At 38.3% G+C, this 26498-nt stretch carries 29 protein-coding genes; 5 read left to right on the forward strand and 24 right to left on the reverse strand.

From position 1 onward, the window contains the following. Nucleotides 1-2: 2 nt before the first annotated feature. From M2919_RS05795 to M2919_RS05840, 10 genes are all read right to left on the reverse strand, one after another. Nucleotides 3-1121: a YcjF family protein gene (locus M2919_RS05795; RefSeq protein ID WP_248848368.1), complete on the reverse strand. Its 1119-nt coding sequence runs from the start codon at nt 1119-1121 to the stop codon at nt 3-5. Next, entirely contained in the window at nt 1111-2271 is a 1161-nt protein-coding gene (locus tag M2919_RS05800) for a YcjF family protein (RefSeq protein WP_248848369.1), read from the reverse strand. The genes M2919_RS05795 and M2919_RS05800 overlap by 11 nt, the downstream gene beginning before the upstream one ends. Nucleotides 2272-2395: 124 nt before the next feature. Continuing rightward, complete coding sequence (locus M2919_RS05805) at nt 2396-3049, reverse strand: transaldolase family protein (protein WP_248848370.1); 654 nt, start codon at nt 3047-3049, stop codon at nt 2396-2398. Between the two features lie 11 nt (nt 3050-3060). After that, nucleotides 3061-3417 carry a PTS glucitol/sorbitol transporter subunit IIA gene (locus M2919_RS05810; RefSeq protein WP_248848371.1) on the reverse strand — a complete coding sequence of 119 codons (357 nt, stop codon included), beginning with the start codon at nt 3415-3417 and terminating at the stop codon, nt 3061-3063. 21 nt (nt 3418-3438) lie between these two features. Then, entirely contained in the window at nt 3439-4446 is a 1008-nt protein-coding gene (srlE, locus tag M2919_RS05815) for a PTS glucitol/sorbitol transporter subunit IIB (RefSeq protein WP_126763443.1), read from the reverse strand. A 21-nt stretch (nt 4447-4467) separates the two neighbouring features. Beyond that, a complete protein-coding gene (gene srlA / locus M2919_RS05820; protein ID WP_168413435.1) occupies nt 4468-5019 on the reverse strand; it encodes a PTS glucitol/sorbitol transporter subunit IIC in 552 nt (183 codons plus the stop codon). A gap of 5 nt (nt 5020-5024) precedes the next feature. Then, entirely contained in the window at nt 5025-5501 is a 477-nt protein-coding gene (locus M2919_RS05825; protein ID WP_126763439.1) for a transcriptional regulator GutM, read from the reverse strand. Continuing rightward, complete coding sequence (locus tag M2919_RS05830) at nt 5501-7366, reverse strand: BglG family transcription antiterminator (protein ID WP_248848372.1); 1866 nt, start codon at nt 7364-7366, stop codon at nt 5501-5503. Before M2919_RS05830 ends, M2919_RS05825 begins: the two co-directional genes overlap by 1 nt. 23 nt (nt 7367-7389) lie before the next feature. Beyond that, nucleotides 7390-8190, reverse strand: coding sequence for an SDR family oxidoreductase (locus tag M2919_RS05835; RefSeq protein WP_222317055.1), 801 nt, complete (start codon nt 8188-8190; stop codon nt 7390-7392). Between the two features lie 137 nt (nt 8191-8327). Beyond that, complete coding sequence (locus tag M2919_RS05840) at nt 8328-9209, reverse strand: LysR family transcriptional regulator (protein WP_248848373.1); 882 nt, start codon at nt 9207-9209, stop codon at nt 8328-8330. A gap of 128 nt (nt 9210-9337) precedes the next feature. Between M2919_RS05840 and M2919_RS05845 the strand changes: the two genes are divergently transcribed. After that, nucleotides 9338-10528: a coenzyme F420-0:L-glutamate ligase gene (locus tag M2919_RS05845; RefSeq protein WP_126763430.1), complete on the forward strand. Its 1191-nt coding sequence runs from the start codon at nt 9338-9340 to the stop codon at nt 10526-10528. A 41-nt stretch (nt 10529-10569) separates the two neighbouring features. Here the strand turns inward: M2919_RS05845 and M2919_RS05850 are convergent, their stop codons facing one another. Together M2919_RS05850 and M2919_RS05855 are read right to left on the reverse strand one after the other, a co-directional pair. Further along, nucleotides 10570-11328 carry an ABC transporter permease gene (locus M2919_RS05850; protein ID WP_023606764.1) on the reverse strand — a complete coding sequence of 253 codons (759 nt, stop codon included), beginning with the start codon at nt 11326-11328 and terminating at the stop codon, nt 10570-10572. Continuing rightward, the gene (locus tag M2919_RS05855; RefSeq protein WP_248848374.1) at nt 11316-11981 is read right to left on the reverse strand and encodes an ABC transporter ATP-binding protein; all 666 of its coding nucleotides are present in this window, start codon (nt 11979-11981) and stop codon (nt 11316-11318) included. The genes M2919_RS05850 and M2919_RS05855 overlap by 13 nt, the downstream gene beginning before the upstream one ends. A 92-nt stretch (nt 11982-12073) precedes the next feature. Here M2919_RS05855 and M2919_RS05860 point away from each other — a divergent pair, with 92 nt between their 5' ends. From M2919_RS05860 to M2919_RS05870, 3 genes are all read left to right on the forward strand, one after another. After that, nucleotides 12074-13051, forward strand: a complete 978-nt coding sequence (locus M2919_RS05860; RefSeq protein ID WP_248848375.1) for a glycosyltransferase family 2 protein — start codon at nt 12074-12076, stop codon at nt 13049-13051. Nucleotides 13052-13179: 128 nt separating this feature from the next. Continuing rightward, nucleotides 13180-14550 (forward strand): guanine deaminase, encoded by a 1371-nt coding sequence (gene guaD / locus M2919_RS05865; RefSeq protein ID WP_248848376.1) that lies wholly within the window; start codon nt 13180-13182, stop codon nt 14548-14550. 2 nt (nt 14551-14552) lie between these two features. Next, nucleotides 14553-15896 (forward strand): uracil-xanthine permease family protein, encoded by a 1344-nt coding sequence (locus M2919_RS05870; RefSeq protein ID WP_248848377.1) that lies wholly within the window; start codon nt 14553-14555, stop codon nt 15894-15896. A gap of 36 nt (nt 15897-15932) precedes the next feature. On the opposite strand, the gene M2919_RS05875 is transcribed toward M2919_RS05870, so the two are convergent. The 9 genes from M2919_RS05875 to M2919_RS05915 all read right to left on the reverse strand — a co-directional run bounded on the left by M2919_RS05875 (nt 15933) and on the right by M2919_RS05915 (nt 23622). Next, nucleotides 15933-16286 carry a DUF2304 domain-containing protein gene (locus M2919_RS05875; RefSeq protein WP_168413426.1) on the reverse strand — a complete coding sequence of 118 codons (354 nt, stop codon included), beginning with the start codon at nt 16284-16286 and terminating at the stop codon, nt 15933-15935. Between the two features lies 1 nt (nt 16287). Next, nucleotides 16288-17013 carry a glycosyltransferase family 2 protein gene (locus tag M2919_RS05880; RefSeq protein WP_248848378.1) on the reverse strand — a complete coding sequence of 242 codons (726 nt, stop codon included), beginning with the start codon at nt 17011-17013 and terminating at the stop codon, nt 16288-16290. A gap of 127 nt (nt 17014-17140) precedes the next feature. Next, complete coding sequence (locus M2919_RS05885; protein ID WP_202585086.1) at nt 17141-17983, reverse strand: DUF4767 domain-containing protein; 843 nt, start codon at nt 17981-17983, stop codon at nt 17141-17143. Nucleotides 17984-18077: 94 nt separating this feature from the next. Beyond that, entirely contained in the window at nt 18078-18908 is an 831-nt protein-coding gene (locus M2919_RS05890; RefSeq protein WP_202585089.1) for an energy-coupling factor transporter transmembrane component T family protein, read from the reverse strand. Next, the gene (locus M2919_RS05895) at nt 18905-20611 is read right to left on the reverse strand and encodes an ABC transporter ATP-binding protein (RefSeq protein ID WP_248848379.1); all 1707 of its coding nucleotides are present in this window, start codon (nt 20609-20611) and stop codon (nt 18905-18907) included. The genes M2919_RS05890 and M2919_RS05895 overlap by 4 nt, the downstream gene beginning before the upstream one ends. Before the next feature lie 89 nt (nt 20612-20700). Beyond that, on the reverse strand, nt 20701-21249 hold the full coding sequence (locus tag M2919_RS05900) for an ECF-type riboflavin transporter substrate-binding protein (RefSeq protein WP_126763406.1): 549 nt from the start codon (nt 21247-21249) through the stop codon (nt 20701-20703). Nucleotides 21250-21276: 27 nt separating this feature from the next. Next, entirely contained in the window at nt 21277-22146 is an 870-nt protein-coding gene (locus tag M2919_RS05905) for an SAM hydrolase/SAM-dependent halogenase family protein (RefSeq protein WP_126763404.1), read from the reverse strand. Nucleotides 22147-22251: 105 nt separating this feature from the next. Beyond that, a complete protein-coding gene (locus tag M2919_RS05910; RefSeq protein ID WP_248848380.1) occupies nt 22252-22974 on the reverse strand; it encodes a hypothetical protein in 723 nt (240 codons plus the stop codon). Between the two features lie 3 nt (nt 22975-22977). Beyond that, complete coding sequence (locus M2919_RS05915; protein ID WP_248848381.1) at nt 22978-23622, reverse strand: YfbR-like 5'-deoxynucleotidase; 645 nt, start codon at nt 23620-23622, stop codon at nt 22978-22980. Between the two features lie 156 nt (nt 23623-23778). Here M2919_RS05915 and M2919_RS05920 point away from each other — a divergent pair, with 156 nt between their 5' ends. After that, nucleotides 23779-24234 carry a hypothetical protein gene (locus M2919_RS05920; RefSeq protein ID WP_248848382.1) on the forward strand — a complete coding sequence of 152 codons (456 nt, stop codon included), beginning with the start codon at nt 23779-23781 and terminating at the stop codon, nt 24232-24234. A 58-nt stretch (nt 24235-24292) separates the two neighbouring features. Here M2919_RS05920 and M2919_RS05925 read toward each other — a convergent pair whose 3' ends face one another. The 3 genes from M2919_RS05925 to M2919_RS05935 form a co-directional block, all read right to left on the reverse strand. Further along, nucleotides 24293-24670: a DUF956 family protein gene (locus M2919_RS05925; protein WP_023606354.1), complete on the reverse strand. Its 378-nt coding sequence runs from the start codon at nt 24668-24670 to the stop codon at nt 24293-24295. An 86-nt stretch (nt 24671-24756) separates the two neighbouring features. Then, the gene (locus M2919_RS05930; protein ID WP_248848383.1) at nt 24757-25668 is read right to left on the reverse strand and encodes a PTS system mannose/fructose/sorbose family transporter subunit IID; all 912 of its coding nucleotides are present in this window, start codon (nt 25666-25668) and stop codon (nt 24757-24759) included. 24 nt (nt 25669-25692) lie between these two features. Then, nucleotides 25693-26493 (reverse strand): PTS mannose/fructose/sorbose transporter subunit IIC, encoded by an 801-nt coding sequence (locus M2919_RS05935; RefSeq protein WP_126762818.1) that lies wholly within the window; start codon nt 26491-26493, stop codon nt 25693-25695. Nucleotides 26494-26498: the final 5 nt, after the last annotated feature.

Raw genomic sequence — 26498 nt, forward strand, 5'->3', positions numbered from 1 at the left:
ACTTATTCCTTTCCTTCATCCTCTGAATGAGAGGGTTTTTTCTGCCATTTTTTCATTTCTTTTTTAAAAGTGGCTTGGTAATACTCTTTTGTTAAACGAATAACTTCTTTCGGCGCAATTTGTTGACCATTTTTTGCCTCTTCGGATACAAACATTAAAGCATGTATATAGCTACTGGCTAAAAGTTGTGTCATTCCTGCAGCCACACCACCACTGATAGCGCCCCCTGCCACACTTCCCACGCCTGGTACGAGTTTAAATAAGGCACTGGCTGTATACCGTCCAATCATCGTTGTCAAACTAGTCCCAATCAATGCTGAAACTAAATGCGTCAAAACACTTTTTTTAATCGGAAAGTTAAACACTTTTGTAATTTGCGCTAACATGGCCACTTGTATCGGCACTAATGCAACGGCATCGGCAAACGGTATGGGCACAAAACTGGTCGTAAATGTCGCCGCCAAATAACCTTTTGTCAATTGATTTGCCGCTGCTAGTTTCTTTTGTAAATGCACTTTTTGTGCGTTGATAAATGAACGACTCATAGCTTTTGGCAATAAATCGTCGGTAACATCTATCAGTGTCTCTAAACCTGACGAAGGTAATTCAAAACCAGCGAATTTTAAAGGTGTTGCCAAAACTGGCACGATCGGAACTTCGAGATGAGTTAATTGTTCATTCACTTCTTCTATAAACGCTTGTGCCGTATCACCATATGATTGGGTTACCACCACGACCACTGGTAAGTCACGTACTAGCGTTTCAATCAAACTAATTTCTTCTGTCTCCAGTCGATGCGTCTGTGCGTTGATACAATACCAAACCATGTGCAAATAGTCCGTTTCTTTATTCATTTCAGATAAGTGGACGATTAACTCCGTGACTTCTTCTAGCACGGCTGTTCGGTCGGACGCTTTTAATTCCAATCCTTTTGTATCGTAGATATTAAGTGGCATAGTGTCGGTTGAAACTTTTCGGATATGTTGGGTCACCGGATGTCCAATGCCCGTTTCTACGACACTTTCACCAAAAATGGCATTAATCAACGTGCTTTTGCCAACGCCTGTTTTACCCATTACTAAAATATTCATCGGTTGCGAAATACTCGGTTTAGTTTTCATCGGTTTGCTCACTTTCTAGAGAGTCTTTTGAAAAAGCTTCTTCTGTTAGGCGAATCAATTCTTCCTCGCTCACTGTCTGACCAGCTTGTTCCATTTCTGCTACTTTGGTCAGTACCGTTGTATAAGTCGTCGCCAATCCTAACGTGACTTGTTGCGCGATTGTGCTGTTAATAACCGTCGCTGTCACATTGCCCCCAGGTACCCATTTAGCCAGACTGCTTGAAAGATACTTACCAATCAAACGTGCTCCTTGAGAACCTAGTCCTGCAGAACTTACCCCAAGAACGAGCGACTTACTTACAGAAATACCGAAAATCACCGTGAGATGCGCTAACATCACAACTTGCAAACTAACTAAAGCAGTCGCATCAGCAAACGGAAGCGGTGTGGTACTAACACCTGCCGCTGTTAAAGCATAGCGATCAGCAACACGTTTGGCTTGTTTAGTTTTAATGGCGATGGACACTTTCTGCCCATTTGCAAAAGCTTGTTGCTGAGAAACAGGTAATAGTTTTTCTGATACACTGACTAAATACGGCATACTGTGTGCCTTTAACTGTATATTGGAAGTTAATGACACTTCCTTTGCTAGTACAGGGACAACTTCTTGCACGTTTGATAATGTTTCTTCTAAATAGAGCTTAAACGTTTCATCTTCGTCTGTACCATAATAATGAGTCATCACGACAACAACTGGAGCATAAGTCGATAACGACGCAATAAATTCTTTTTCTAACGCTTCTAAACGTTTGCTCTGTGTGTGAACACAATACCAAATTAAGTCGACACGTTGCTCCTCTTGATGATAAAGTTCTTCTACTTTCGCGATAATTTCTTTCATGGCACTTTTTTGCGTGCGATTGGACAACTCCAACCCTTGCGTATCATATAAAGCGATAGGGACACTTTCTTTTTTATAATAATTTAAATGCGCTGTGACTGGCTTACCAACTCCTGTTTCCGCTAAAGATTCTCTAAAAACGGTATTGATTAAGGTACTTTTACCGACACCTGTCTTGCCAGCTGTTAAAATCGTCACGGTATTAAAAGCCTCTTTCATCAAGTCAAATAATTCTTCTGAGTCATTATCTTTTTTCTTTGCATTGTTTTTTAACCACAATTGCCATAATGGATTGAATGATTGTTTCATAAGAGTGATGCCCCCTTTCTTCTCTCTATCATAACGTATCTAGCGTTTTTTTATAAACTCTAACGCCTTTTTCCAACAAAAAAACAACATCTTTTAACCTTTTAGGCCAAAGATGTTGTTTTCATTACGAAAGATTACGGCTATCTTTTTCAAACTGAGCAATCGCTTGTTCTACAATTGGTTGCGTAGACATTTGCTTTAACACGTCAGGGGCAACTGTCGTAATATGAGCTCCCGCCTGATACGATTTTTTAATTTGTCTAGTATTTTTAAAACTAGCTCCCATAATCTGAGCCGTTAAGTCTTTTTGGTCAATAAATGTACGCGCTAAATGAATTTCTTCATAAGGGTCAATCCCTGCGACTTGCATGCGATTAACGTAAGGAGCGATATACTGACAGCCAGCCAATGCTGCTAAATACATCTGTTCAGCTGAATAAATGGCTGTGGCTAAAAGAGAGGTTTCAGGGTGTGACTGCTTAATGCTAGCAATCGTCTGTAAGCCTGCTTCATTTAACGCCACTTTATAGCACCGATTGACTTTAGGAAACGTCGCTTCCAACTGTAAAAAATCTTGATACAATACCTCGTGGCTTAATCCTTCCAGTTGAATAAACAGTGTCATTTCTGGTTTTAATTGTTGCGCAATCGCTTGAAGTTGTATCACTCGCGGACGTTTCTCACGCGCAAGTAAGGTCGGATTGGTCGTCACACCTTTTAAGAAACCATAGCTCTGTAACTCTTTTATCTGTTCTATATTTGCTGTATCAAGATACATCGTTACCCCTCCTATGAGATGGTTAATGTTGCGCCTGACTCAATCACTGGGAAAGCAGCACCTTTAACGTGTAAAGTTCCCGGTAAATCTGCCGCTGTTTTGCCGTCAAACTTAATAGTTATATGACCTAAATCGCTTAAATTCTTAGTGACAACATCTCCCACTGCTGTAATCGTATACGCTTGGTTGTCAATCGACAGTGTCATGCCTGTTTCAATTCCTGAAGCAAGAGGTTTCACGTCAATAATGTAACAAAAATCCTTTAAATCACCAGGCGCATTGTCACCGAATAATATAAGCATGTTTTCTTCTTCAAACATGTGGGCTTGAGAGCCGATACTCTTAATTGTTGTTGTCAATAATTCCATTTTCCATTCCAACTTTCTTTTTTAACTATATAAACCAAAGCTTGCTAACCAAGCTACTACGACACGAGGAACACCATTTAAGAAACGAGAATACAAGACAGAAGGTACCCCAACTTCTACCGTTTCTGGTTCAGCTTCTTCAAGTCCTAATCCAACAGGGATAAAGTCACACGCATTTTGCGTATTAATCGCAAATAACGCAGGTAACGCTAATTGTGGCGGAATATTTCCTTTACCAATTTCTACCCCAATCAACGTTCCAATCACTTGTCCGATGACAGCACCAGGTCCTAATAATGGTGATAAAAATGGTAGTGAGCTGATAAATCCGATAATAATCAAGCCCCAGATATTGCCAGCAAGTGGCGCCATAATCTTAGCGAAAACATCTCCGATTCCTGACCCCTGAATAATCCCAATAAGCAATGCCACAAAGGCCATAAACGGTAAAATCGTTGTGATAACTGTTTGAACAGCCTCACGTGCTGCTTGGTTAAAAGTTGCAACGACTTTCCCAGCTCCCATACCGATACGTGCCACTAAACCAGGTTTGTTCATACTCTCTGTTAGTTTTTTATTTGTATCGTATTTTGGCGTAGCTTCTGCTTTCACTTCATCTGAAGCGGCTGCTTTTGTGCTAGTTGCTTCTTCTTCATCAAGTAACGAAATTTGCGCCAAATCTACTGCGGATACATAAATATCTTCCGTAATATATTTCGCTAAAGGACCACTCTTACCTGTTGGGACAATATTAATGGTTGGGATATTTTTTTGCGGATAAATACCACAACGCAATGTACCACCGCAATCAATGATTGCTAAGGCAATTTCGTCATCTGGAATAGATGTTTTAAAGCCATTGACTGACTCCATGCCTGTTAATTCTTCAATTTTATCTACAATCGCTGGACGCTCTCCGCCACCTGTTACATAAATAAACTTATTTTTCTTCTCAGTCGGTGTCACGATTAAGGGACCACCATATCCTCCTGATCCTTTTTTAATTTTTATACTTCTATATTGGCTCATGATTGATACGCTCCTTTTTAATTAATGAATGACTTTTGTTTCTTTGCTCAAGGTAATGCCTTGTTGTTTACACACATATTTTGTCGTATAGTCGGTTACCACACCACCTACAAAGTTCATCACTAATCCGACTAATAAATAACGAACTGCTAAATCCATTTGATTTAAACCAAGTGTCGTAATCCCTTGTGCTACTCCAAGATAGATAAATAACTCGCCTGGGTTAATATGTGGGAAAAGACCATTACTTGTGTGGTTAGCTTGTGCTGTTACTGCGTAGAAACTTGGCTTATAAAACTCTGGTAAAAAGCGTCCCAGTGTAAATGACATAGGGTTTCCTAACATGAACGTTGCTACAAAAGGCAAAATCAAATAACGAGTGAACACGTTCTTAGATGATGCTTTAGCAATTTTCGTTACACGCTCCTCCCCTAACATCGCTGTCAGTGTATTCATTAAAACTAATAACATTAATACGACCGGAACAATTCCCGTGACCCAACTAATAAACGTTTCGGCACCTGTTTGGAACAGGTTCATAAACCCTTCTGCAAACTTTGTAATATAAATCATTGTCTTTAACTCCTTTTAAATTTATTTTGTAGACTGTATTTCATCATCATCGCTTGATTTCTCATCGACATCATCGGTGTCGGTGGCGTTTCAATAACCTCACCATTCATCACTTTTTGATACGTCTGTACCGCATCCATAACGGTTGCTTGCGTCAATTTGTTTTCTTTCGCTAAAATCGGCAAGGTTGGTGTCAATTCTGTAATCGACATCCCTTCCAATCCCTTAATATCTTTAAATTTAGCTAAGACGGTCGTTCCTTGAATTTTTTTCACTTCCAAGATATTCGCCGCTTCATCTATGGCAATCATGACAATAGTTCCCGCTTTAAATTTACCTGATTTACGTCCAATCGCGACACGTCCTTTGCGGCGCATTTCACCATAAACTTTCGTAAAGTGTTTAATTTGTAAAAAGCCAAGAAATCCTTGTAATAAATAAGCCGATACTGCAACAATTCCAAATACATATATAAATGGCATTAACTTAGCTCCTCTCTCATTAAAAACGCCAAAACGTCTTCGCGACTTTGACACTGACTAATCTGCGCGACATATTCCTTCTTTTGCCCAATTGAAAAAATCAAGTCATAAATGGCCATCAATGTTTTTTCAATCTCATCGTTAATGTACTCTGGTATCCCCACTAAAAATACGATTTTTACATATTGTTTTCCTTCATAGATCTTCTCAGGGAATACACCTATTCGAAAAACAATTTCATTTGACCCTTTATTAATCGTATGTGGAAAACCAATTCCTTGATCAAAAATCGTCGTTTGGCGACGCTCTCGCTCTTGCCACAACGGCATAAATTCAGGAGCTAGCTTCCCTATTTCTATCCATTCTTCAATCATCGTGGCGACATTCTCCAAGTAACTTTTCTGACTGTCTAAAATAACAAATGAAAAATCGACAATATCTTTAGTCAACAATCGCTGCTCATCTAATTTACGCCATTCTTTTATTAACAATTCGTTATCAAATAGATTGGTAATCTGTATCACTGGCTTACCATTTCGACTTTCCAAAGGTAACGTGCTAAAAATAGCGAGATACTCCGCACTATCAATCTCTAAATAATCCGTTTCAGAATACTGGACGATTTCAACGTCGGCACCTAAGACCTCTCTTAATTGACGGTGAATTAAAGTAGCCGTACCACGCCCCGTGCTACACACAATTGCGACTTTTTTATCTTGACTACGGCCTTTTTTCTTTTGCATGATTAATTCGAAATAAATGGCAAGATAACTTATTTCTACTTCATGAACGGTGACCATTAAATCATCTTCAACCGCTTTCATTGCAACTTTAGCTAGCTCAAATGAAAAAGGATACTTCAATTGAATCTCATCCATAAACAAATCGTACACATCTATATGAAAGATAATTCGATTTAACATGAACATTAAATGATACTTCATCGCTTCAAATAATGCTTCTTCATCGATTTTCGTCATAAAATTGTTTTGAATTTCTAACATCATCTCATCAAAAATCTCACGCACATCTGCTTCATGCTGTTTCATACTTGCATCTGAAACCATCGCTGTCGTTCTCGTATTAACTGGAAAAGATAAAAAGTCTTGGTCATAGCGCCCCAATGTTAGTCGATATTCTTTTTCAACAAAAATCATAAAATCCTCTAGTATCGGAGTCTGATATTCAAAATTTTTATAATAAGCAATAGGCTGCGTCATTGGATTCGTTTTCAAAATACGTTGAACACTGACACCTATTACCTTTTTTAATAAAGCTAGCGTCACTTGATCTAGTTTATAATATTTCGCTAATTTATCCGCCCACTGTAACGTATCACGCGTCAACGGATAATCATCACTGTAATAATCATAAACAAATTTCAAAACGACAAGACGAAAGTGAAACTCATCGCCGACAATCTGCATTCCCTTATTGGGAATACCGACGATTTTTACACCATATGGCCCAATTGCTTTTTTAATCTCCCGCATATCTTTATTGACAGTCCCTCGACTGACTTGTAACTCGTCACACAAATCATCAATTAGAATATAATCAGGTGCATCGATTAACGCTCGAATGATGTAAGCCATTCGTTTACCCGCTGAGTTAAAATCCGTTTCTTTTTTCAACTTACCTGACATGATTAATTGAAACCTATCTAGGTGAGCGACTTTCAACTCAAAATATTTACCTTCTTCTACGATTTGAGCCGTTTCCTGTAAACGGTCATTGAGTAATTGAATGTTTTTGCGTAACGTTTGTTTAGACAAGTCTGTCAAGGTCATCAATTCTTCTACTGTTACGCGACGTTTGACTAATAAGATATTTAAAATTTCATACCACTTGTTTGTTAAAGACACAATTGTTCCTCCTTAATCATGTCTTAGCCGCGTGTTTTACCTCCAGCCACATTATAGGTAACGCCTGTAATATAACTTGCACGATCTGATAATAAGTAACACACTAAATCTGCCACTTCTGTTAACTTACCACTTCTTCCTAACGGCGTTGTTGACGTACTGCTGTATCCTTCACGCAATTTTTCAACCGTGATACCACGTGTGTAAGCTAAAGCTGTTTCATATTCAATGGTTCTTAATCCAGTTTCCTCCATAATTCCTGGAGCAATCCCAACGACACGGACATGATGTTTTCCTAACTCTTTTGCCCAAGAGCGTGTATAACTATTAACTGCTGCTTTCGTAGCGGCATACGCACTTTGACCTTCCGAACCTTCTAATCCACTTTCAGAGGACATATTAATAATGACACCAGACTGTTGAGCTGCTAACTCACGTCCGACTGCTTGTGACATTAAATAAACCCCTTTTTGATTGATAGCAAACATCTTATCAAATACCTTTTCCGACAACTCAAATTGACTTTCTGGTTCTTTTGCATCGACAAGTAAACGAGGGATATTGATACCAGCATTATTGACGACTCCATCAAGACGTCCAAAACGTTCTTTCGTTTGTGCTACCACATTTTTCACATCAGCAAGTGATGTTACGTCTGTTTTCACAAACATTAAGTTTTCATGCTCATCTTGACTTGGATTCAAATCCGCGTTAACCACACATGTCCCTTGCTCTAATAAAGAGCGAACAACAGCTGCACCGATTCCTGATGATCCTCCTGTCACTATCACTACTTTGCCTGCAATTCCTAACCAATCTTCCACGCTAACGCTTCCTTTCTACTGAATGATATACTCACAGTATAAAGAAGCTCTGGAGTGAGTTTAATACAGTTATTTTTAGATGACAATACAATTTTGTGAACTAATCTAAAAAAAGTAAGTTATTTTATACAAATAACTTACTCTTTCAATCGGTCGATAAAGACATGTGCCGCTTGAGGTAGCGGCATATTTTTAAGATGAATGACGCCAATATGACGTGGTGGAATTTCTTCTAATAAAGGGAGCTTTTTGACGATGCCTTTTTCAAGGTATTCTTCTACAAATTCTTGCACAACACAAGAAATCCCTAAATTAATTTTGGCAAATTCTGTAATTAAATCATAGGAACCTAACTCTATGACGGGTTTTAATGTCACGCCACGACTTGTCATAAACTGGTCAACATAAGTTCGCGAGTTTGATTGCTTTTCCAATAAGATAAGCGGTAAATCCGACACAGACTGAAACGACCACTTTTTATCTAAGGCTAGGTTGCTACTAGAACTAGTAATAAACACATCGTGAATTTCTTTAAACGGATAAATCTCCATTTGCGACTCTTCGATAGGCAAATGACACAGCCCAACATCCGCCTCTCCCGCTTTAATATAAGCGATAATCTCCGCCGTTGTCCCGTTGAGAATTTTTAATTTTATTTGAGGGTATTGACTGTGATAGGTTTCTAAATAAGGAAGCAAAACATATCGCGCAATGGTATCTCCCACCGCTAAACGTAATTCTCCTGTTTTCATTTCTTGAAAGTCTAACAAACGGTCTTCTGCCGCACGAATGGTTGTCAATGCTTGCCGTGTGTATGATTCAAGCATCTCCCCTTCTTGCGTGAGTGTTACCCCTTTAGGCGTGCGATAAAAGAGCGTCACACCCAATTCCATTTCCAACTTTGAAATACTCTGACTTACAGCAGACTGTGTCATAAATAGTTCTTGACTTGCTTTGGAAAAACTTTTATTTTGACTGACAACTTGAAAGATGCGATACAAATCTAATTTCCCTATCATATAACCTCTCCTTATACCCTATATTAATACTATTAATTTTACTTATACCATGTTTTTAGTGTATAGTAAACAAGTAATAAAACTTATTGTGTTGAATGCTTAACATTCACACTGAAGGAGAGAGACTATTGGAAAGAATCGTCGGAACAACAGTACGAGGTCTACGCGGCCCTATCATTAATCAAGGGGACGATTTAGAAACACTTATCGTGGACACTGTATTAGCTGCCTCTAAAATGGAAAAATTTGAAATCGAAGATCGTGACATTGTCACAATTACAGAATCAATCGTTGCCCGCGCACAAGGAAACTACGCAACCGTTGACCACATCGCGACCGATGTTGCTGCGAAATTTGGTGACGACACTGTAGGGATTATCTTCCCAATCCTAAGTCGTAACCGCTTCTCAATCGTTTTACGTGGTATGGCACGTGGTTTGAAAAAAGTGGTCCTTATGCTAAGTTATCCTTCAGATGAAGTTGGCAACCACTTAGTTGACTTAGAAGATTTAGATAAAAAAGGCATCAACCCTTGGACTGATGTGTTAACAGAAGCTGAGTTTCGTCAACATTTTGGCTATCAAAAACATACTTTTACAGGCGTTGACTATATTGATTACTATAAATCATTAATCGAAGCTGAAGGTGCAGAGTGTGAAGTCATCTTCTCAAATAATGCCAAAACAATTTTAGATTACACTAAGAGTGTTTTAACATGTGATATTCATTCACGTTTCCGTACTAAACGTATTTTAAATGAAAACGGCGCAGAAAAAGTATTCGCAATGGACGATATCTTAGCTGCTCCAATCGACGGTAGTGGTTATAACGAACAATACGGCTTACTTGGGTCTAACAAATCAACAGAAGATAGCGTCAAACTATTCCCAAATAACCCACAACCACTTGTCGACGGAATCCAAGCTAAATTGGCTGAATTAACAGGTAAAAACGTCGAAGTGATGGTTTACGGTGACGGTGCTTTTAAAGACCCTGTTGGAAAAATTTGGGAACTTGCTGACCCTGTCGTTTCCCCAGCTTATACGGCTGGATTAGAAGGAACACCTAACGAAGTCAAGCTAAAATATCTAGCGGATAATAACTTCGCTGATTTACGTGGAGAAGCTTTACAAGAAGCTATCTCTGAGTACATTCAAAACAAAGACGAAGACTTAGTCGGCGCTATGGAAGCACAAGGTACTACACCTCGTCGTCTAACAGACTTAATAGGCTCTCTCTCTGATTTAACATCAGGAAGTGGCGATAAAGGAACACCATTCGTTTACATTAAAGGTTATTTTGATAACTATACAAATTAATAAAAAGACGATAAGCAAGTAGGTTTGCTTATCGTCTTTTCTTATTTTAATTGCCACTGTTCATTATAAAACTTCTTATACACTAAGTAGCTAGCAATCATTGTTGAAAATCCTGTCGTCGCAATGAGCATAAACATTACCACAATCTGATAGCGAATAGCCATCGTCGGATCAATTCCTGCAAACATCAAACCAGACATCATCCCTGGCAAACTTACTAGCCCAACTGTTTTGGTACGGTCAATACTTGGTGCCATTGCTCCCTTTATACTCTCACGAATAATAGGATTAGAAGCCTGTCTTAAATTCGCTCCTAAGGCTAATTTCTCTTGAATTTGTTGACGTTGGTCATTAAATTGCGACCGCATTTGACGATAACCAACACCTACCGCGGTCATCGCATTGCTCGCAATCATCCCCGTAATCGGTACAATTTGAGAAGGTGTCCATTCTAATGTTCCGGTGATAAATAAAATAAACAACGACAGAAATGTCCCGGCTCCAATCGCAATCAGCGAGATTTGAAAAGCTCCCTCTATCCCTTCCGCTCGTTTCCCAGCATTAATCCCTGCATTGACTACAATAAACAATACCATGGCCAGTGTCACCCATAAATTATCCACTTTGAATATCGCACTTAAAACATAGCCAATAATGAATAATTGAATAACCGCACGAATCGCCGCAATAAAAATATCTTTTCCTAACCCTAACTGCTCCTTATAATCAATGACTAAGGCAACCGCAATTAAAACCGTCGCAAATGCCAATGACGTATTTGAAATCTCTAAATTTCCCACGACACTTCTACCTCCTTCACGATTCCATCAACCACTTCAATATGGCGGTTTGATTGTTCTAACTCTTGTGGCTGATGTGTAATCCATAAGACGGTTAATCCTTTTTCTTCTTGCAAGCGTTTGATAAAGGCTTGTACATGTAAACGATTCGCCTCATCTAATGCACTCGTAATCTCATCTAGTAACAAAACATCAGGTAATATCAACAGATGACGTACTAGCGCAATTCGTTGTTTTTCGCCACCAGACAACTCCGTGATGGCTTTATTTAAATACGATTCATCTAGTTGTACCTCTTTTAAAAGCATTAGCGCACGGTCTTTATCAAATTCTTTTTGACGAATCTCGTAAGGAAAAGAAAGATTATCTAATACCGTTTCACCAAATAACTGTGGTGATTGAAAAACATACGAAACTGCCTGACGATACTCGGTAATTGGTAACTCACTTACGGCTTGACCTTTATACTGAATTTCACCTGCAGTTGGGGTTAATAATGTCCCAATAAGTTTTAATAGAGTGGACTTTCCGCTTCCAGAAGGTCCATAAATAGTGATAAAATCGCCCGGTTTAATAGTTAGTTGAACATCTTTCAATATGTCTTTTTCAGGCACGCTGAAACTGACATGGTTTAACGTTAGTATACTTTCCACATGTGTCACTCCTAAATAATCATTATCATACATATACTATACTACTATACTTCTTCATTTATTGTTACAATATGAATCAGGAGGTTAGCTAAATGAAAGTCATAACAATTTGTATCCCTCTTTATAATGAAGAAGAGTCTATTAACGAACTTTATCAACAACTTACTAGCACGCTTTTGCTAATACCAAACTATGCTTTTGAAATTTTATTTATTAATGATGGCAGTCATGATCAATCACTGACTATTATCCAGGAATTACAAAAACACGATGACCGTGTAACGTATGTCGATTTATCACGTAATTACGGAAAAGAAATCGCCATGTTAGCTGGCTTCGACCACGCGATAGGTGACGCAGTGATTACCATGGATGCCGACTTACAACACCCTCCTCAGCTCATTCCAAACCTCATAAAAGAATGGGAAAAAGGTTACCAAGACGTGTACGGAAAAAGAGTCGTACGCTCAGGAGAGTCTTTTTTTAAAAAATGCTCTTCTAAATTATATTACAAAATCTTAACCTATTTTTCTAAACTACCCGTCTTAGAAAACGTTGGAGATTTTCGTTTACTGGACCGAAAATGTGTTAATGGTATTATTCAACTAAGAGAATCCGAAAGATACACAAAAGGGCTTTACATGTGGGTCGGATACAAGAAAAAAGCGATTGAGTTTGAAGCCCCAGAAAGATTTGCTGGTGAAACAAAATGGCGCTTGACTAATTTGCTAAAGCTAGCTATGGATGGAATCGTTTCTAATTCCGTTAAACCGTTACGTTTCTCTTTAGTAGGAGGCGTTGTGATTGCCTTAGGTGCATTTATCTATATGATCTACACTATCGTTAAAACCTTATTGTTTAAAAATCCAGTACCCGGTTACCCTACTCTTGTAGTATTGATTTTATTTCTTAGTGGTGTTCAATTAATCGTTTTAGGAATTATGGGAGAATATATTGGACGAATCTTTTTAGAGTCAAAACGAAGACCTCCTTATCTTATACAAGAGTATCGGAAAGGCTCATCCTCAAGAGAAGCTTCTTATAAAATCCTCCCAAAAAAATCATTATAATTATTCATAAAAAACGAACCATAAAGACTAGCTTGTCATTATAGTTCGTTTTTTATATTGAATTTTTGTTGTTTTATTGTAGAATAGATATATAGATAAAATAAAACGAACAAAAGAAAGGGATTATAATGAATTATTCGCTTATTGTTAAAGGGAATGCTTTTTACACCTCGTCACGCTCACAACTAGAGTTTTTATCCGATTCACTATTTTTTATTGATTTCGAAGGCAAGATTGTCAACATTTCACAACCTTCTGAAAAAGAATACTCACAACAATTTGCTTTAGCTAAACAACAAAAGGTATTTGTAGAATTGAAAAAAGGGCAATATCTTATTCCCGGCCTCGTAGACCTCCATATCCATGCTCCACAGTGGCCACAAGCGGGACGCGCTTTAGATAAGCCTCTTGAAGATTGGCTACAAACGTATACCTTTCCGCTAGAAGCACGCTTTTCAGATTTAGACTATGCAACGACTGTATATGAAAATCTCGTCTCACACTTACTAGCCAATGGAACAACCACTGGACTTTACTTTGCTTCTATTCATAAAGAAGCTTCTTTTCGTTTAGCTGAAATTTGTGCAAAAAAAGGACAGCGCGGGTTAGTAGGTAAGGTCGTCATGGACGATCCCATCATGAACCCTGATTTTTATCGTGATGCATCAACTGAATCTGCTCTTGCTGATACCGAATCGTTTATTCAGGACGTCCAAGCTCTTCACAAAACAACCAAACAAGGCGTCTATCCTGTCGTCACTCCTCGCTTTATCCCGAGCTGTACCGACGAAGCTTTGCATGGGTTAGGTAAACTAGCCAAGAAGTACGATGTTCATATTCAATCACACTGTAGTGAAAGTGATTGGGAACATCACTATGTAAAAGAACGATTTAATCAAAATGACGCACACGCACTTCACTCATTTCAACTTTTAGGTGATAAAGCAGTCATGGCTCATTGTAATCATCTCGCCCACGAGGATGCCTTACTTTTCCAACAAACTGGGACGGGAATTGCCCATTGTCCCATTTCAAATGCTTATTTTGCCAACGCTGTTTTACCACTTGCAGAATTCGCAAACGATTATCATCTCGATATTGGTTTAGGTACCGATATTAGTGGTGGATTTAGTCCTTCTCTTTTTGAAAATATACGACAAGCAGTTATGGCTTCTCGCTATTTAGACGAAGGCGTCGACCCCAAAAAAACTGCAGCAGAAAGAGGAGCAAAAGAGTCTAAGATTTCGATGATCCAAGCCTTTTATCATGCTACGGCTGGCGGTGGGCAAGCTCTTTCCTTGCCAATTGGAAAGTTTGAAAAAAACTACGCTTGGGATGCTTTAGTTATTGACACTCAAGATGTCGGCAATCCAATGCCTTTCTTCGAATCGAATATCGCACCAGAAGAAATTTTAGAAAGCCTGCTATATCTTATACAAGCAACCAATATACAAAAAGTTTGGGTACAAGGTGAACTTGTCCATCAAAAAGGAGTTTAATCATGGAACAATCCATTAAAAATCAATCTATTAAAGCTGACACAGACTCACGTTTACTGATAGGCCCTAATGAATCCGTATCCCCCTTTCAAGCCGCACTACTTGGGATTCAACACGTATTAGCCATGGACGTTTATGTTGTGCCATTTATTATTGCTTCCATCATTGGTCTTTCAGCTCAAGAAACCTCTATTTTAATACAATCTACTTTTTTAGCCGCAGGTATCGCCACGATTATTCAATCGCATTTTTGTATGAAACTGCCTGTCGGACAAGGGCCTTCCTTCATTCCTATTGGAGCGATTGCGGGAATTTATTTTGCTAACGGTTCCGGTATCGAAGGTTGGGCAAGTGTTCTAGGCGCGTCTTTAATCGGCGCTTTGCTGGTCGTTCTATTAAGTTTTACTGGTATTTTCACTAAAATCATTCGACATTTTGTGCCAGCTATTGTTGGTGGCACCATTATTTTCATCGTAGGACTTTCATTAATGCCAGTTGCGTTAAATAATAATATTTTTATTGGTGAAGGTTCTTCCCTTAATCAAAATATTCTTTTAGCGGTATTTTCTGCTTTTATCTTAGTTGCAAGTGTCATGTTTGCTAGTGTATTTCCAAATAAAGGACGCTACATAAAAATTACGTCAGTCATTCTAGCTTTATTTGGCGGTTCTCTTCTAGCTAATTTTATGGGGATCCTCGATTTATCAACTGTAAAGCAAGCGAGTTGGTTTTCCTTAATGCCGATACCGTTTAAAGATTTCCATTTTTCATTTAATCTATCGGCAACCGTCACAATGTTAATTATTTATCTCGTGTTAATGGCTGAAACTACTGGAACATGGTTTGCTGTTAGTCAAGTATGCGATACGCCTCTTTCTGATGAGCAACTTAATCGCGGCGTGTTAGGAGAAGGATTAGGCTGTGTCGTTTCGAGCTTACTTGGGTCTACGCCTGTAACAGGTTACTCGACCAATGCGGGAATTATCTCAATTACAGGTGTGGCAAGTCGTAAGGTGCTTACTGCCGCAGGTTTTTGGTTCATTTTGTTTGGATTTTCAGGCAAATTATCTGCTTTAATTTCAGCCATTCCTACAGCTGTTATTGGCGGGGTATTTGTTGTCGTGTGTGGTATTATCGCAACAAGTGGCTTACAAGTGATGAAAAATGTCGCTATCGGTGAACGTGAAATGTATATTATCGCTTTACCGATGATTATGACACTTGCTTTAACCTTTATTCCACAAGACTATGTGGGTAGCTTACCTCAGACTATTCAATATTTATTTAGCTCACCTGTTGCCACTGCTTCGCTCTTAGCGATTGCTTTGAATAAATTACTTCCATAAAAAAAGTTCTGAAGAAAATATTTTCTTCAGAACTTTTTATTTATGATGACGATTTTGTTCATTCATTTCTTTTTTTAAGAGTGATACTTCTTGAATGAGTTTTTTTATTTGATCATCTTGTTTTGAAATATAAGAGGTCGTTAAAATTAATTGAACTAAACAAAACATAACGGAAACAAATAAAACAAAATTAGACGCAAAAGCAAATCCTAATGCATGAGCGATTCTTTCTGCTAAATCGGGAAAGATAGAAAACACCATCATGATAATCCCAATCAAAAGCCAAATTAACGCATATTGAAGTGAGATAATATTTTTGTTTATCGTGCGAATCACAAAAACAAAAAATACAAAGGATATGACAAAAACTAAGACAGATAAAACATTCATCTTATTTAACCTCCTTTGTAAAACCCAAAATCAAAATAGCCGAACAAACCTCAATCATATAGCGAACAGATTTTAAAGGCGTAATAGATGATACCCCTTTTTCTCTTTCAAACATGTTAACAGGGACTTCTTTTATTACGTAATTCTTTTTATGGAGTTTCACTAAAGATTCAGGTTCCGGATATTTTTGAGGATATCTCTCTGAAAAATAACGCATAACTGTGCGATTTGCTGCTCTATATCCAGAGGTCACATCATATATTCTCTTCCCTGTCACGAGTTTGATAAAGAAGGAGATAATTTTAATCCCTAGCTGTCTCATATTACTCGTTTGAAACTCTGAAATCGCATTTTCGACGAAACGAGAACCAACTACAAAATCTGCCTTTTCACTTACAATAGGTTCAACTAAAGCGTAAATAGATGCGATGTCATGTTGTCCATCTCCATCAAATTGTACGGCTATGTCATAATCATATTTAACCGCATATAAATAACCAGTCTGAACAGCACCTCCGATACCTAAATTAGATATCAAATGAACGGCATTAACCTTATTTTCCTTTAAAACATCACCAGTTCGATCAGTTGATCCGTCATTTATAACTACATAGTCGAGTTGAAAATCATGCGTATCATCTGTCTTTTTAAATGATTCTATCATATTTATCGTATCTAAAATGCTTTCTTCTTCATTATAAGCGGGTATTATTAAAAGTATACGCATGTCACTTCTCCTCTATATTTTCCAATCACATTAACCCTTTCATTATAACTGAAATGATAGTTTTTAACAAACTTTGTTAAATTGAGTACCTTGTCACCGTAAATAGTAGATGCTCTATAAAAAAGTGTCACTTTTGCTGCACTATATTCCGATATCCTTCTATCAATGCCGCATTTTGTGTTTCAGTAAAGTCGATGGTTTGTTGTTCATTCCCTTGATTTTGAGCTGTCACTAATATTTTAGGAGTGCCATCCTTTAACGTAAAGAGGTACCAATAGCTTGAGCGAGGATAATCGCGTTCGATATTAGAATACATCGCCACAACTTGATAAGTGGTCGACTGATTCTCTCCAATCAACGATATCGAAACAGGTTGACCATTAACTGAAAGCGATAGATCGCCAAAATCTCCGGGTAAGTTAACGCCATAATAATTAATCGTTTGACCATTTGGGTAGGCTTTATCATAATGTTGGTCCATGCTTTGTTCCCATTCACTGATAAACTCATCTAAAGCTTTCTGCTTGTTATCATTCCATACTGGCGACTTTTCCGATGCAGTAGAAGTTGTTTTACGCTCTCCTTTTCCCCACATCTCCAGTTGCTCTTCTGCTTGTTTTTTCAATGTTTTCGAACCATTTTTTGACGTAATCAAGTCAATATAAACATCCTCTGCTTCCTTTTCTTTCCCTTCTTCCATTAACTTTTGCCCTTTTTGATACCATTCCACTTGCTTTTTTAATAAGGTCGCTTCGGCATCATTCGCTTGATACTCTAAGGCCAAATCAAAAGACGCGAGAGCTTTGTCATACTCTTCATCAATAATGGCTTCTTTACCTTTAGCCAAAGCCGATGCATACCACTCTTTTCCATCCGTCTTAGCTTGTTTATCCGTCTGTTCACTCGTGGGTTGCTGACACCCAACTAAAGTAAACACAACTACTAATAGCACTGCGATATATCGTTTCATCTCACAACCTCTTTTCTCAAATTTAATCCTTGAGTCTATTCTATAATAAAAAAACACTTCAATCTAGCTATCTAAACTGAAGTGTCTCTTTTATTTAAAACGGATTATAAAAACGCCCTTGATTTACTTTAAATAAACTAAAGGAAATAATGAGTAGTACTAACGAAACCCCTATGACAAAATAATCGTGAAATCGATACGTTTGAGCAGAATACCATGTTCGATTTTTATGTCGCCCAAATCGGCGCAACTCCATCGCGGTGCTAATGACATCAATGCGTTCGATACTTGATAAAACTAATGGAAATACAATCGCCACCGTCCCCTTAGCACGCGCTCGAAAAGGCGCTTTTCTGGATAATTCAATACCTCTAGCTTGCTGTGCCATTGAGATATCAAAAAAATCACGTTGAACATCTGGAATATAGCGCAACGCTAAGGCAACCGCATAACTAATTTTATAACTGACACCTATCTTATTCAAGCTCGCAGCAAACTCACTTGGATTCGTCGTCAAAATAAAAATCAAGGCAATAGGAATTGACGCGATATATTTTAATAACAGATTAAATTCATAAAAAAGTTGTTCCTGTGTTAAAGTAAAACGTCCGACACCTTCCCATATCACATGACGTGTTCCGTAAACAGATACACCATACTCAGGTGAGAACAAATAGACAGCAATTAGATTTAACAGAGAAAACACAGCTACGAACTTCACGACAAACGAAATCTCTTGCCATTTAATATGAGATAGTCGAAATAGCACGATGGATAAAAGGCTCATCGCTAGAAGAAAACGTGTATCATACGTTGTCATCGTGGCAACTGATAGAAAAACTAACGCCAAAAGTTTAGAGGCGCCACTCAACTGATGAATGACTGTCTTCTTTGGTATATAGCCTAATAACTGGGTTTGACTCATTTTAATCTCGCCTCCCGATCAAATGCAATAAATTTTTCAGTAAACGAGACAGGGTCAGCCATACCTAGTTGCTGAGAAAACGTAAACAGACTCGTTTCTTTTAACGACGCCTTCTCTACTAATTGATGATTTGTTAGAATATGGGCGGGAATATCATCTGCTAACACTCGCCCCTCACCAATCACTATCGTCCGATCGGTATACTCTAACATTAAATGCATGTCATGTGTGACCATTCCCACTGTCACCCCTTGATGACTAATCTCCAATAGAAAATCCATCATTTCAGTATAATGTTTTAAGTCCTGTCCCGCTGTCGGCTCATCTAGTAAAATCATTTTCGGATTTAGCACTAAAATAGACGCGATTGTCACACGTTTTTTCTGACCAAAACTCAAAGCAGAAATCGGCCAATTACGAAATGGGTATAAGCCGCAAACTTTTAAAACACGAGTGACACGTTCTTCGATTTCCTCTTCGGATACCCCTCTCAGCACAAGACCTAATCCTACTTCTTCTCGTATCATCTTTTTAGAAATCATTTGATTTGGGTTTTGCATAACGTAACCAACATAGTCGGCGCGTTCTTTAATCGAAAGCGAGTTGAATTCTTGATTGTTCCACATGAATTGCCCAGATTCAGCAGGCGTAAAGCCACAGATAGCTTTACACAATGTCGATTTACCTGCACCATTTTCTCCAACAATACTAACCATTTCTCCAGTATGAAAATCGACAGATAAATCCTGAAGAACTGGTTTACCTTGCACTTCGTAACGAACGGTTAAATCTTTGATAGACAATAATGGTGACTGTTTTTCCATAACTCGCGGCTGTGGTAAGTCTGAAGCCCACTCTTGCATTTGCGATTTCAGCTTGGGAGCGGTCACGTCCGAAAGTGAAGCTATTTTTTCAACTTGCGATAAGTCAACCCCAGCATACTTCATGGCTGATATATACAATGGTTCACGAATTCCAACATCTGCTAGTAAAGATTGTTTTAATAATTCGTCAGGTGATGAATCAGAAATAATTCGACCTTCAGAAAACACTAAGATGCGATCAACATCGCGGTATAAAACATCTTCTAAACGGTGTTCTACGATGATAATCGTCGCACCGTACTGTTCGTTCAATTCATCTAATAACACCATCGACTCTTTCCCCGTTTTTGGGTCAAGATTAGCAAGTGGTTCATCTAACAGTAAAATTGGCACTTCATCAATTAACACCCCCGCCATTGAAACACGTTGTTTTTGTCCGCCCGATAAATCTTGCGGTCGATGTGATAAATGGTCGGTTAAATACACTGTTTCTGCCATTTTCTTTACGGCATGCTTCATTTCTGACTGGGCTACACATTCATTTTCTAACGAGAAAGCAATGTCTTCTGCAACGCTTAACCCAATAAATTGTCCATCAGTGTCTTGTAAAACTGTTCCAATATCAAAAGACAAACTGGACAAAGAAGATGTCGAAACATCCTTGCCATTGACCTGAACTCTACCTGTTAGTGCACCAGAATACATATGTGGAATCAAGCCGTTCATACAGTGAGCAAACGTAGACTTCCCACTCCCGCTTGGTCCGACCACTAATATCTTCTCACCTGGATAGATAGCGATATTTAAATCATGAAGTGTCGGTTCAGATTGACTATGATACTGAAACGACACATCTTTAAATTCAATTAAAGGTTTCATTTTTTAGCCTCAAATCTTTTGTTTCTTTCTTATAGGAAAAGAAAGTTGAACTCACATTCAACTTTCTCACTGTCTCTATTTTATCATATTTATTCTTTTGTTAAGCTACCTTTTTTCGTACGTGAAGAGGCGTATGCTTTCATTAATAATGTACCGATAATCCCCACCGCCACACTATTACTCACCGCCGCAATCACACCTTGTGTGAAAACTTTATTCGCTGGCTCACTATAAATTAAAATGTCCAATACAGGTGCTAATACACCCCAGACTACTAAGTGACTGATAACTTGCAAAACATTAAAGCGAATGATATCTTTTTTTGGAAAAAGTCCTTCTTCTAATTTTAGCTGTTTACCTATCCAACCATATGCAAAGCCAATCGCGCCTGAACAAATAATCCAACTCCACCAAGCACCATAAGTTGTTAAATCTTTAATCGTATGCCCAATAAAACCAATTAAAAATCCTGCAGCTGGACCAAATAAGCTCGCAATTAAAGCTAAAAATGGATAGCTTGTTTCAATATTAGTGTTCGGGAATCCTGTCGGAATTACAACAAATCGACCCAAAATAACAAAAACGGCTGCCCCAATACCAATGGCGACAATCGTCTGAACCGAAAACTCTTTTTTCATGATTTCTCCACCTATTCTTTTTGATTATTATAACACGTCTTCTTCATAGATAACACGCGGTGCCTTGCGAATTTCTAATGTCCAGTCAATCCCAGTCCCAATATGATAAAGTTTTGAAAATGAATCTTGATTAACAGCTACCCCAACATTGACGAGTGAATTAATATAAACAAGTGGCTCACCGATATTGACATCTGCAAATGAACGAGCAAATAACAAAATATTTTGATAGACTTTATTCTCTTTATGATAGATAGTGACTTGCACACGGTCGCCTGGTTTCACATTAATGCGTTTCAAACTATCAGATGAGATATTCGACCATAATGAACCAAAACGTACGTCTAATACGTCGATACTACCTCTCAAAATAGTGCCTGTTTGTGATTCTTCGATTAAAGGCAACGTAACGAGCGTGTCAGGTTCAATTGGTGACCCTAGCTCTTCAAACGTGGTCTCTCCCACAGCTAAACGCGCACCATTATAAGCATAGATATCACGTCCATGGAATGTGTGACTTTCTTCTGAATGAGGCAAGCGACTCTTAACTTCATCAATCGCACGAATTTCTTCAATCCCATCGTAATGCTGAATATGAGTAATGGAACCATTATCTGGGGTAATAATGTAATGACCAGACGTGGTTTTACATACGATACTGCGGCGATGACTTCCCACACCCGGATCCACTACTGAAACAAAAACAGTGCCTTTTGGCCAATACTTAACCGTTTGATATAAACGATACGAAGCAATCCAGATATCATACGGTGGAATTTCATGGGTTAAATCTTGAACCCGAATAGTCGGATCCACGGTATACGCAACCCCATACATTGCACTGACGGCACCATCTACTAAACCAAAATCTGTCTGTAGCACTAAACAATTTGTCATAATTCACACTCCATTTCCTTTTCTTCTTAAATGTATCATGAAATCATCAGCGACTCAACAACGAAAAACGAATGTTTTGTCCTATATATATTTTTTCGTTCGTTATTAACCAACTTTTGTCCATTCGTCGATTGATTTTCCTTCTGAGTCCACCAACACTTGCCAACCATTCGTCCCACCATAATAGAGAAATAAGCCGACTTCATTAACGCTTTTTAATATGACATCTTCTATTGTATAGCCGTTTCGAATCTTATCTGCTTGTTCTAGACGCAATTTGTCGCCTACTTTAGCAGCAAACCCTACTGACCCATCTTTATTCAGCGGAGCCTCTTGAACAAGTTTAGCTCCAGCTAAAATATGCATCTCTTGTCTTTTTTTCCAATAAACAGTGGCAGTACTTCCTCTGTACGTCACATTAAAAGGAATATCCTTTATCTCTTTCGTCCATTTATGACGTACTTTCGTTTGTTTATTATTAGTGGATTTTTCTAAAGATAAACCTAATATTGGTAAAAGTTGTTTCAAAGCGCTCATCCAAGGAGAAACGTCTGTTTCCATCCATAACGGCTCTTTTTTTATCTTATCGTAGATATTATCTAGCACTTCACTATCTCTAAACGGCAAACACAACCATCGTTCGTCTTTTGGCTTTTTTGATGGTAAATCATTCGTCAGACAGACGGTTTTTAAATAGTGTCGGTCAAAAATAAAAGTGAGCCCATCATGTTCCATAGTTATCTTTTCTTCTAATAGTAACCACACATCTTCTCTATCCGTAATCTCTATGTAGGCTACACTATTCTCACACTTAATATTCATTTGCATCAGTTAATTACCCTCACTTAGTGTCACATATTGTTTCACACGATTGATAAATTGCTCTTTACCAAAAAAATCTTTATCCAATAACTCTGGGAATATCTCTTTGAAAAAATAAGAAACAGAAGGACGGTGACGAAATTGTTGAATTGTCTGAATAGACTCCATAAACATCTCTTGATACACAGGTTCTGGATTGTTTTTGACAATCTCCTCAAACGACTCATACAATAAATCCACTTTATCAGCAATCGCTAAAAGCTGCCCTTCAATAGAGTCATCTTTTCCTTCACATAAACGGCGTCTATATATATCTTGAAATGCTTCAGGGATTTCTTGATTGATAAACTCTTCAGTCATTTTCTCTTCGACTAGTTGCAACATTCCACGAAGCTCAGGACTAGCGTACTTAACAGGTGTTTTTATATCTCCTATAAAACGCTCGGTATAATCATGATTTAACGCTTTTTCATATAACATTTTCCAATCAACATCGACTCCTTCTAACTCTTCGATATCGCCTAACACTTGTGCAATAGAAGCGACACGATAGGAATGTGCAGCCACAGTATGTTCTGTATATTTAAAAAAACCTGGCGCACGTGTAATCGTTTCTAAATTATTAAGACCTAAGATAAACTCATTTAACCCCATACGTTACGTCCCCTTTCAATGTTTTTAATATCATACCACATATCTTTTTTACCACCAATGAAATCACTTATACAATCTTTAAAAAAGCTTAAATGACAATCTATCCTTTATCGTGCTACAATTTAGTTAATTACCTTTTACGAAGGAGTCGTGAACATGCGCACTTTTTATCTGACTATTACTGCTATTTTATATGGCTTTCTAGCTATTTTATTAGGAACATTTTTTAGTGGGAGCCTAGCTGCTATGGTTGGCTTTATCTCTCATCCCGAAGAGGTCACTTCGCTTTCTTTTTTAATACGCGAATTATTTCAATCTGGTCTTTCTTTACTTCCAATTGGCTTAATGGTTAGCCTACCTGTTTCAATTTTATTTGGCATTAGCCTTACACTACGAGATAAGTTTCGACCCAAATTACCCGCTATTTTAGTAACGACTAAACATGAGCCTTGGCGTTTTACTATTTGGCTCATCTTACTCACGCTTATTTGTCTTCTCATCGTGGCTTCCATGATGGTCCCAACGTTTTTATACTTACTGCCAGGTTTTATCTTAGGTCCACTATGCCTTTTTCCAATGTGGCGTGCCACAGTCGAACATGCACCAAAATAAAAAGAGTACGAGACGCGGTTCTTCTTATGTCAATCAGAAGACCGTAGCTCATACTCTTTTATTTTTTCTTTTTCCCGATGGATTTTAAGCCTCGCATGACTACTTCCATAAAGCTTAAAGACTGAACCATTTTTTCTGGGTCAACATATTCGCGAACCGCTCGTAATACACGCTTAGGTTCTTTCGAAGAAAACGTATAAGTACCATTTTTTTTCGTCTCAATCGCATAACGAGGAATCCACTTCCCTTTAAACATGACAGACGCAATCACATACTCTACCTCTTCCCAAGGGATTTGTATATATTTGCGCGTATCACGATCGTTATAAAATTCAAATCCTTTATCACCAATCATAATTTTCCCGTAATCAGTCAACCCTGTAAAAGCTGTTGCATCGATGACTAAATCAACTTTTGTATTTAATGATTGTACCACCCTATCACATCCTTTACACTTGCATTTGCTTATATTCTAACATAGTTAAGATAAAAAAACTCGGGACTAAGCCCGAGTTCAATCGATTATAGTAACCCAATAACGTGTCCAACAACACCGACAACGAATAGGCCTAGAATAATAACAATAGGGCTAACTTTTTTCTTCAATAGCCACATACATAAGAATGTTAAAAGTAATGGCGCAAGACCTGGAATTAATTGATCCAAGTTATCTTGTAAAGTCGTTACTTTAATTGATGACAACGCTAAACCTTGGTTGACTTGTTCGAAAGCTTTTTGTAGCCCTTCTCCACCCGCTGGTAAGTTGTTCCATTCAATGTAAGCACCATCGTCGAGTCTTACTTCAGAGACAATCGGTAAGAAGCGAATAGAAACCCAACGCTGAACGAGTGCGGCGAGCACGAACATCCCTAAAATAGATGCCCCTTTAGTAATGTCTTGTAACAAGCCACCTGATAAGTCTTCAGTAATTTTTGAACCAGCTTTGTAGCCAAACTCTTGTGTATACCACATGAAGCCCCAACGAATTAGGTTCCATGCCACGAAGAAAATGATTGGCCCTAAAATATTACCTGCCATCGCTAATGAAGCACCTAATGCTCCTAACATAGGACGAACAGTAAACCAGAAGACTGGGTCACCTACTCCGGCTAACGGTCCCATCATCCCTACTTTTACCCCTTGAATTGCTACATCATCAACAGGCGCACCATTAGCACGTTCTTCCTCAAGTGCTAGTGTCACCCCTAAAATAGGTGAAGCAATGTATGGGTGCGTATTAAAGAACTCCAAGTGACGTTTTAATGCTGCTGAACGATCTTCTTGTGTTTTATATAATTTTTTAATTGCCGGAATCATTGAGAACGCCCAACCACCATTTTGCATACGCTCGTAGTTCCATGAACCTTGGATAAATGTTGAGCGCCATGCTACAGCTAGACGGTCTTTTTTTGTTAATTCTATTTTTTCTGCCATGTTCTGTTTCCTCCTTCGATTAGATTAGTAGTCATTCAAGATATCGCCTAACGGATCACCAGTGTGTCCACCGCCGCCGTTTGAAGAGCCACCCATTTTAGATAGGTTTAAATAGATTAAAGCTAAAGCCACACCTAAAGCTCCTAAAGCGATTAACGTTAATTCAGAAACAGCTGCCACAACGAAACCAATGATGAAGAATGGCCATACTTCTTTAGTCGCCATCATGTTAATAACAAGCGCATATCCAACTGCTACGACCATTCCACCACCAATTGCCATTCCGTCTGTTAACCACGCTGGCATTGATTCTAAAAAGTTTTGAACTGTTTGCGCTGGAATAAATAAAAGAGCGGCTGCTGGAATTGCAATACGAATCCCTTGTAAACAAACTGCTAAAATATGTAACATTTCAATTTTACGAATGTCACCTTTTTCTGCTGCTGTATCCATCATATGGACGATAGGTACCGCTACAGTACGAACTACCATTGTTAAGAATAAACCGGCTACGGCTAAAGGAATTGCAATCGCAATCGCTGATGAAACACCTTTAACACCTTGACCACCTAATGCTAGAATAATTGCTGATGCTACAGATGCTAAAGCCGCATCCGGAGCGACTGCCGCACCGATGTTTGCCCATCCAAGTGCGATCATTTGTAATGAACCACCTAAAATAATTCCTGCTTCTAAGTTTCCTGTGACTAATCCAATTAATGTACATGCGACTAGCGGTTGGTGAAATTGGAATTCATCCAAAATCCCTTCCATACCAGCTAGGAACGCAATGAGTACAACTAAAATCATTGATATAATAGACATAGTAC

Source organism: Vagococcus lutrae (assembly GCF_023299185.1).
Taxonomy (GTDB): Bacteria; Bacillota; Bacilli; order Lactobacillales; family Vagococcaceae; genus Vagococcus_A; species Vagococcus_A lutrae.

Bases quoted from the DNA above. Each gene is read 5' to 3' on its own strand.
- M2919_RS05795 (WP_248848368.1), bottom strand. From the start codon at position 1,121: ATGAAAACTAAACCGAGTATTTCGCAACCGATGAATATTTTAGTAATG.
- M2919_RS05800 (WP_248848369.1), bottom strand. From the start codon at position 2,271: ATGAAACAATCATTCAATCCATTATGGCAATTGTGGTTAAAAAACAAT.
- M2919_RS05805 (WP_248848370.1), bottom strand. From the start codon at position 3,049: ATGTATCTTGATACAGCAAATATAGAACAGATAAAAGAGTTACAGAGC.
- M2919_RS05810 (WP_248848371.1), bottom strand. From the start codon at position 3,417: ATGGAATTATTGACAACAACAATTAAGAGTATCGGCTCTCAAGCCCAC.
- srlE (WP_126763443.1), bottom strand. From the start codon at position 4,446: ATGAGCCAATATAGAAGTATAAAAATTAAAAAAGGATCAGGAGGATAT.
- srlA (WP_168413435.1), bottom strand. From the start codon at position 5,019: ATGATTTATATTACAAAGTTTGCAGAAGGGTTTATGAACCTGTTCCAA.
- M2919_RS05825 (WP_126763439.1), bottom strand. From the start codon at position 5,501: ATGCCATTTATATATGTATTTGGAATTGTTGCAGTATCGGCTTATTTA.
- M2919_RS05840 (WP_248848373.1), bottom strand. From the start codon at position 9,209: ATGATAGGGAAATTAGATTTGTATCGCATCTTTCAAGTTGTCAGTCAA.
- M2919_RS05860 (WP_248848375.1), top strand. From the start codon at position 12,074: ATGAAAGTCATAACAATTTGTATCCCTCTTTATAATGAAGAAGAGTCT.
- guaD (WP_248848376.1), top strand. From the start codon at position 13,180: ATGAATTATTCGCTTATTGTTAAAGGGAATGCTTTTTACACCTCGTCA.
- M2919_RS05870 (WP_248848377.1), top strand. From the start codon at position 14,553: ATGGAACAATCCATTAAAAATCAATCTATTAAAGCTGACACAGACTCA.
- M2919_RS05875 (WP_168413426.1), bottom strand. From the start codon at position 16,286: ATGAATGTTTTATCTGTCTTAGTTTTTGTCATATCCTTTGTATTTTTT.
- M2919_RS05880 (WP_248848378.1), bottom strand. From the start codon at position 17,013: ATGCGTATACTTTTAATAATACCCGCTTATAATGAAGAAGAAAGCATT.
- M2919_RS05885 (WP_202585086.1), bottom strand. From the start codon at position 17,983: ATGAAACGATATATCGCAGTGCTATTAGTAGTTGTGTTTACTTTAGTT.
- M2919_RS05890 (WP_202585089.1), bottom strand. From the start codon at position 18,908: ATGAGTCAAACCCAGTTATTAGGCTATATACCAAAGAAGACAGTCATT.
- M2919_RS05895 (WP_248848379.1), bottom strand. From the start codon at position 20,611: ATGAAACCTTTAATTGAATTTAAAGATGTGTCGTTTCAGTATCATAGT.
- M2919_RS05900 (WP_126763406.1), bottom strand. From the start codon at position 21,249: ATGAAAAAAGAGTTTTCGGTTCAGACGATTGTCGCCATTGGTATTGGG.
- M2919_RS05905 (WP_126763404.1), bottom strand. From the start codon at position 22,146: ATGACAAATTGTTTAGTGCTACAGACAGATTTTGGTTTAGTAGATGGT.
- M2919_RS05910 (WP_248848380.1), bottom strand. From the start codon at position 22,974: ATGCAAATGAATATTAAGTGTGAGAATAGTGTAGCCTACATAGAGATT.
- M2919_RS05915 (WP_248848381.1), bottom strand. From the start codon at position 23,622: ATGGGGTTAAATGAGTTTATCTTAGGTCTTAATAATTTAGAAACGATT.
- M2919_RS05920 (WP_248848382.1), top strand. From the start codon at position 23,779: ATGCGCACTTTTTATCTGACTATTACTGCTATTTTATATGGCTTTCTA.
- M2919_RS05930 (WP_248848383.1), bottom strand. From the start codon at position 25,668: ATGGCAGAAAAAATAGAATTAACAAAAAAAGACCGTCTAGCTGTAGCA.
- M2919_RS05935 (WP_126762818.1), bottom strand. From the start codon at position 26,493: ATGTCTATTATATCAATGATTTTAGTTGTACTCATTGCGTTCCTAGCT.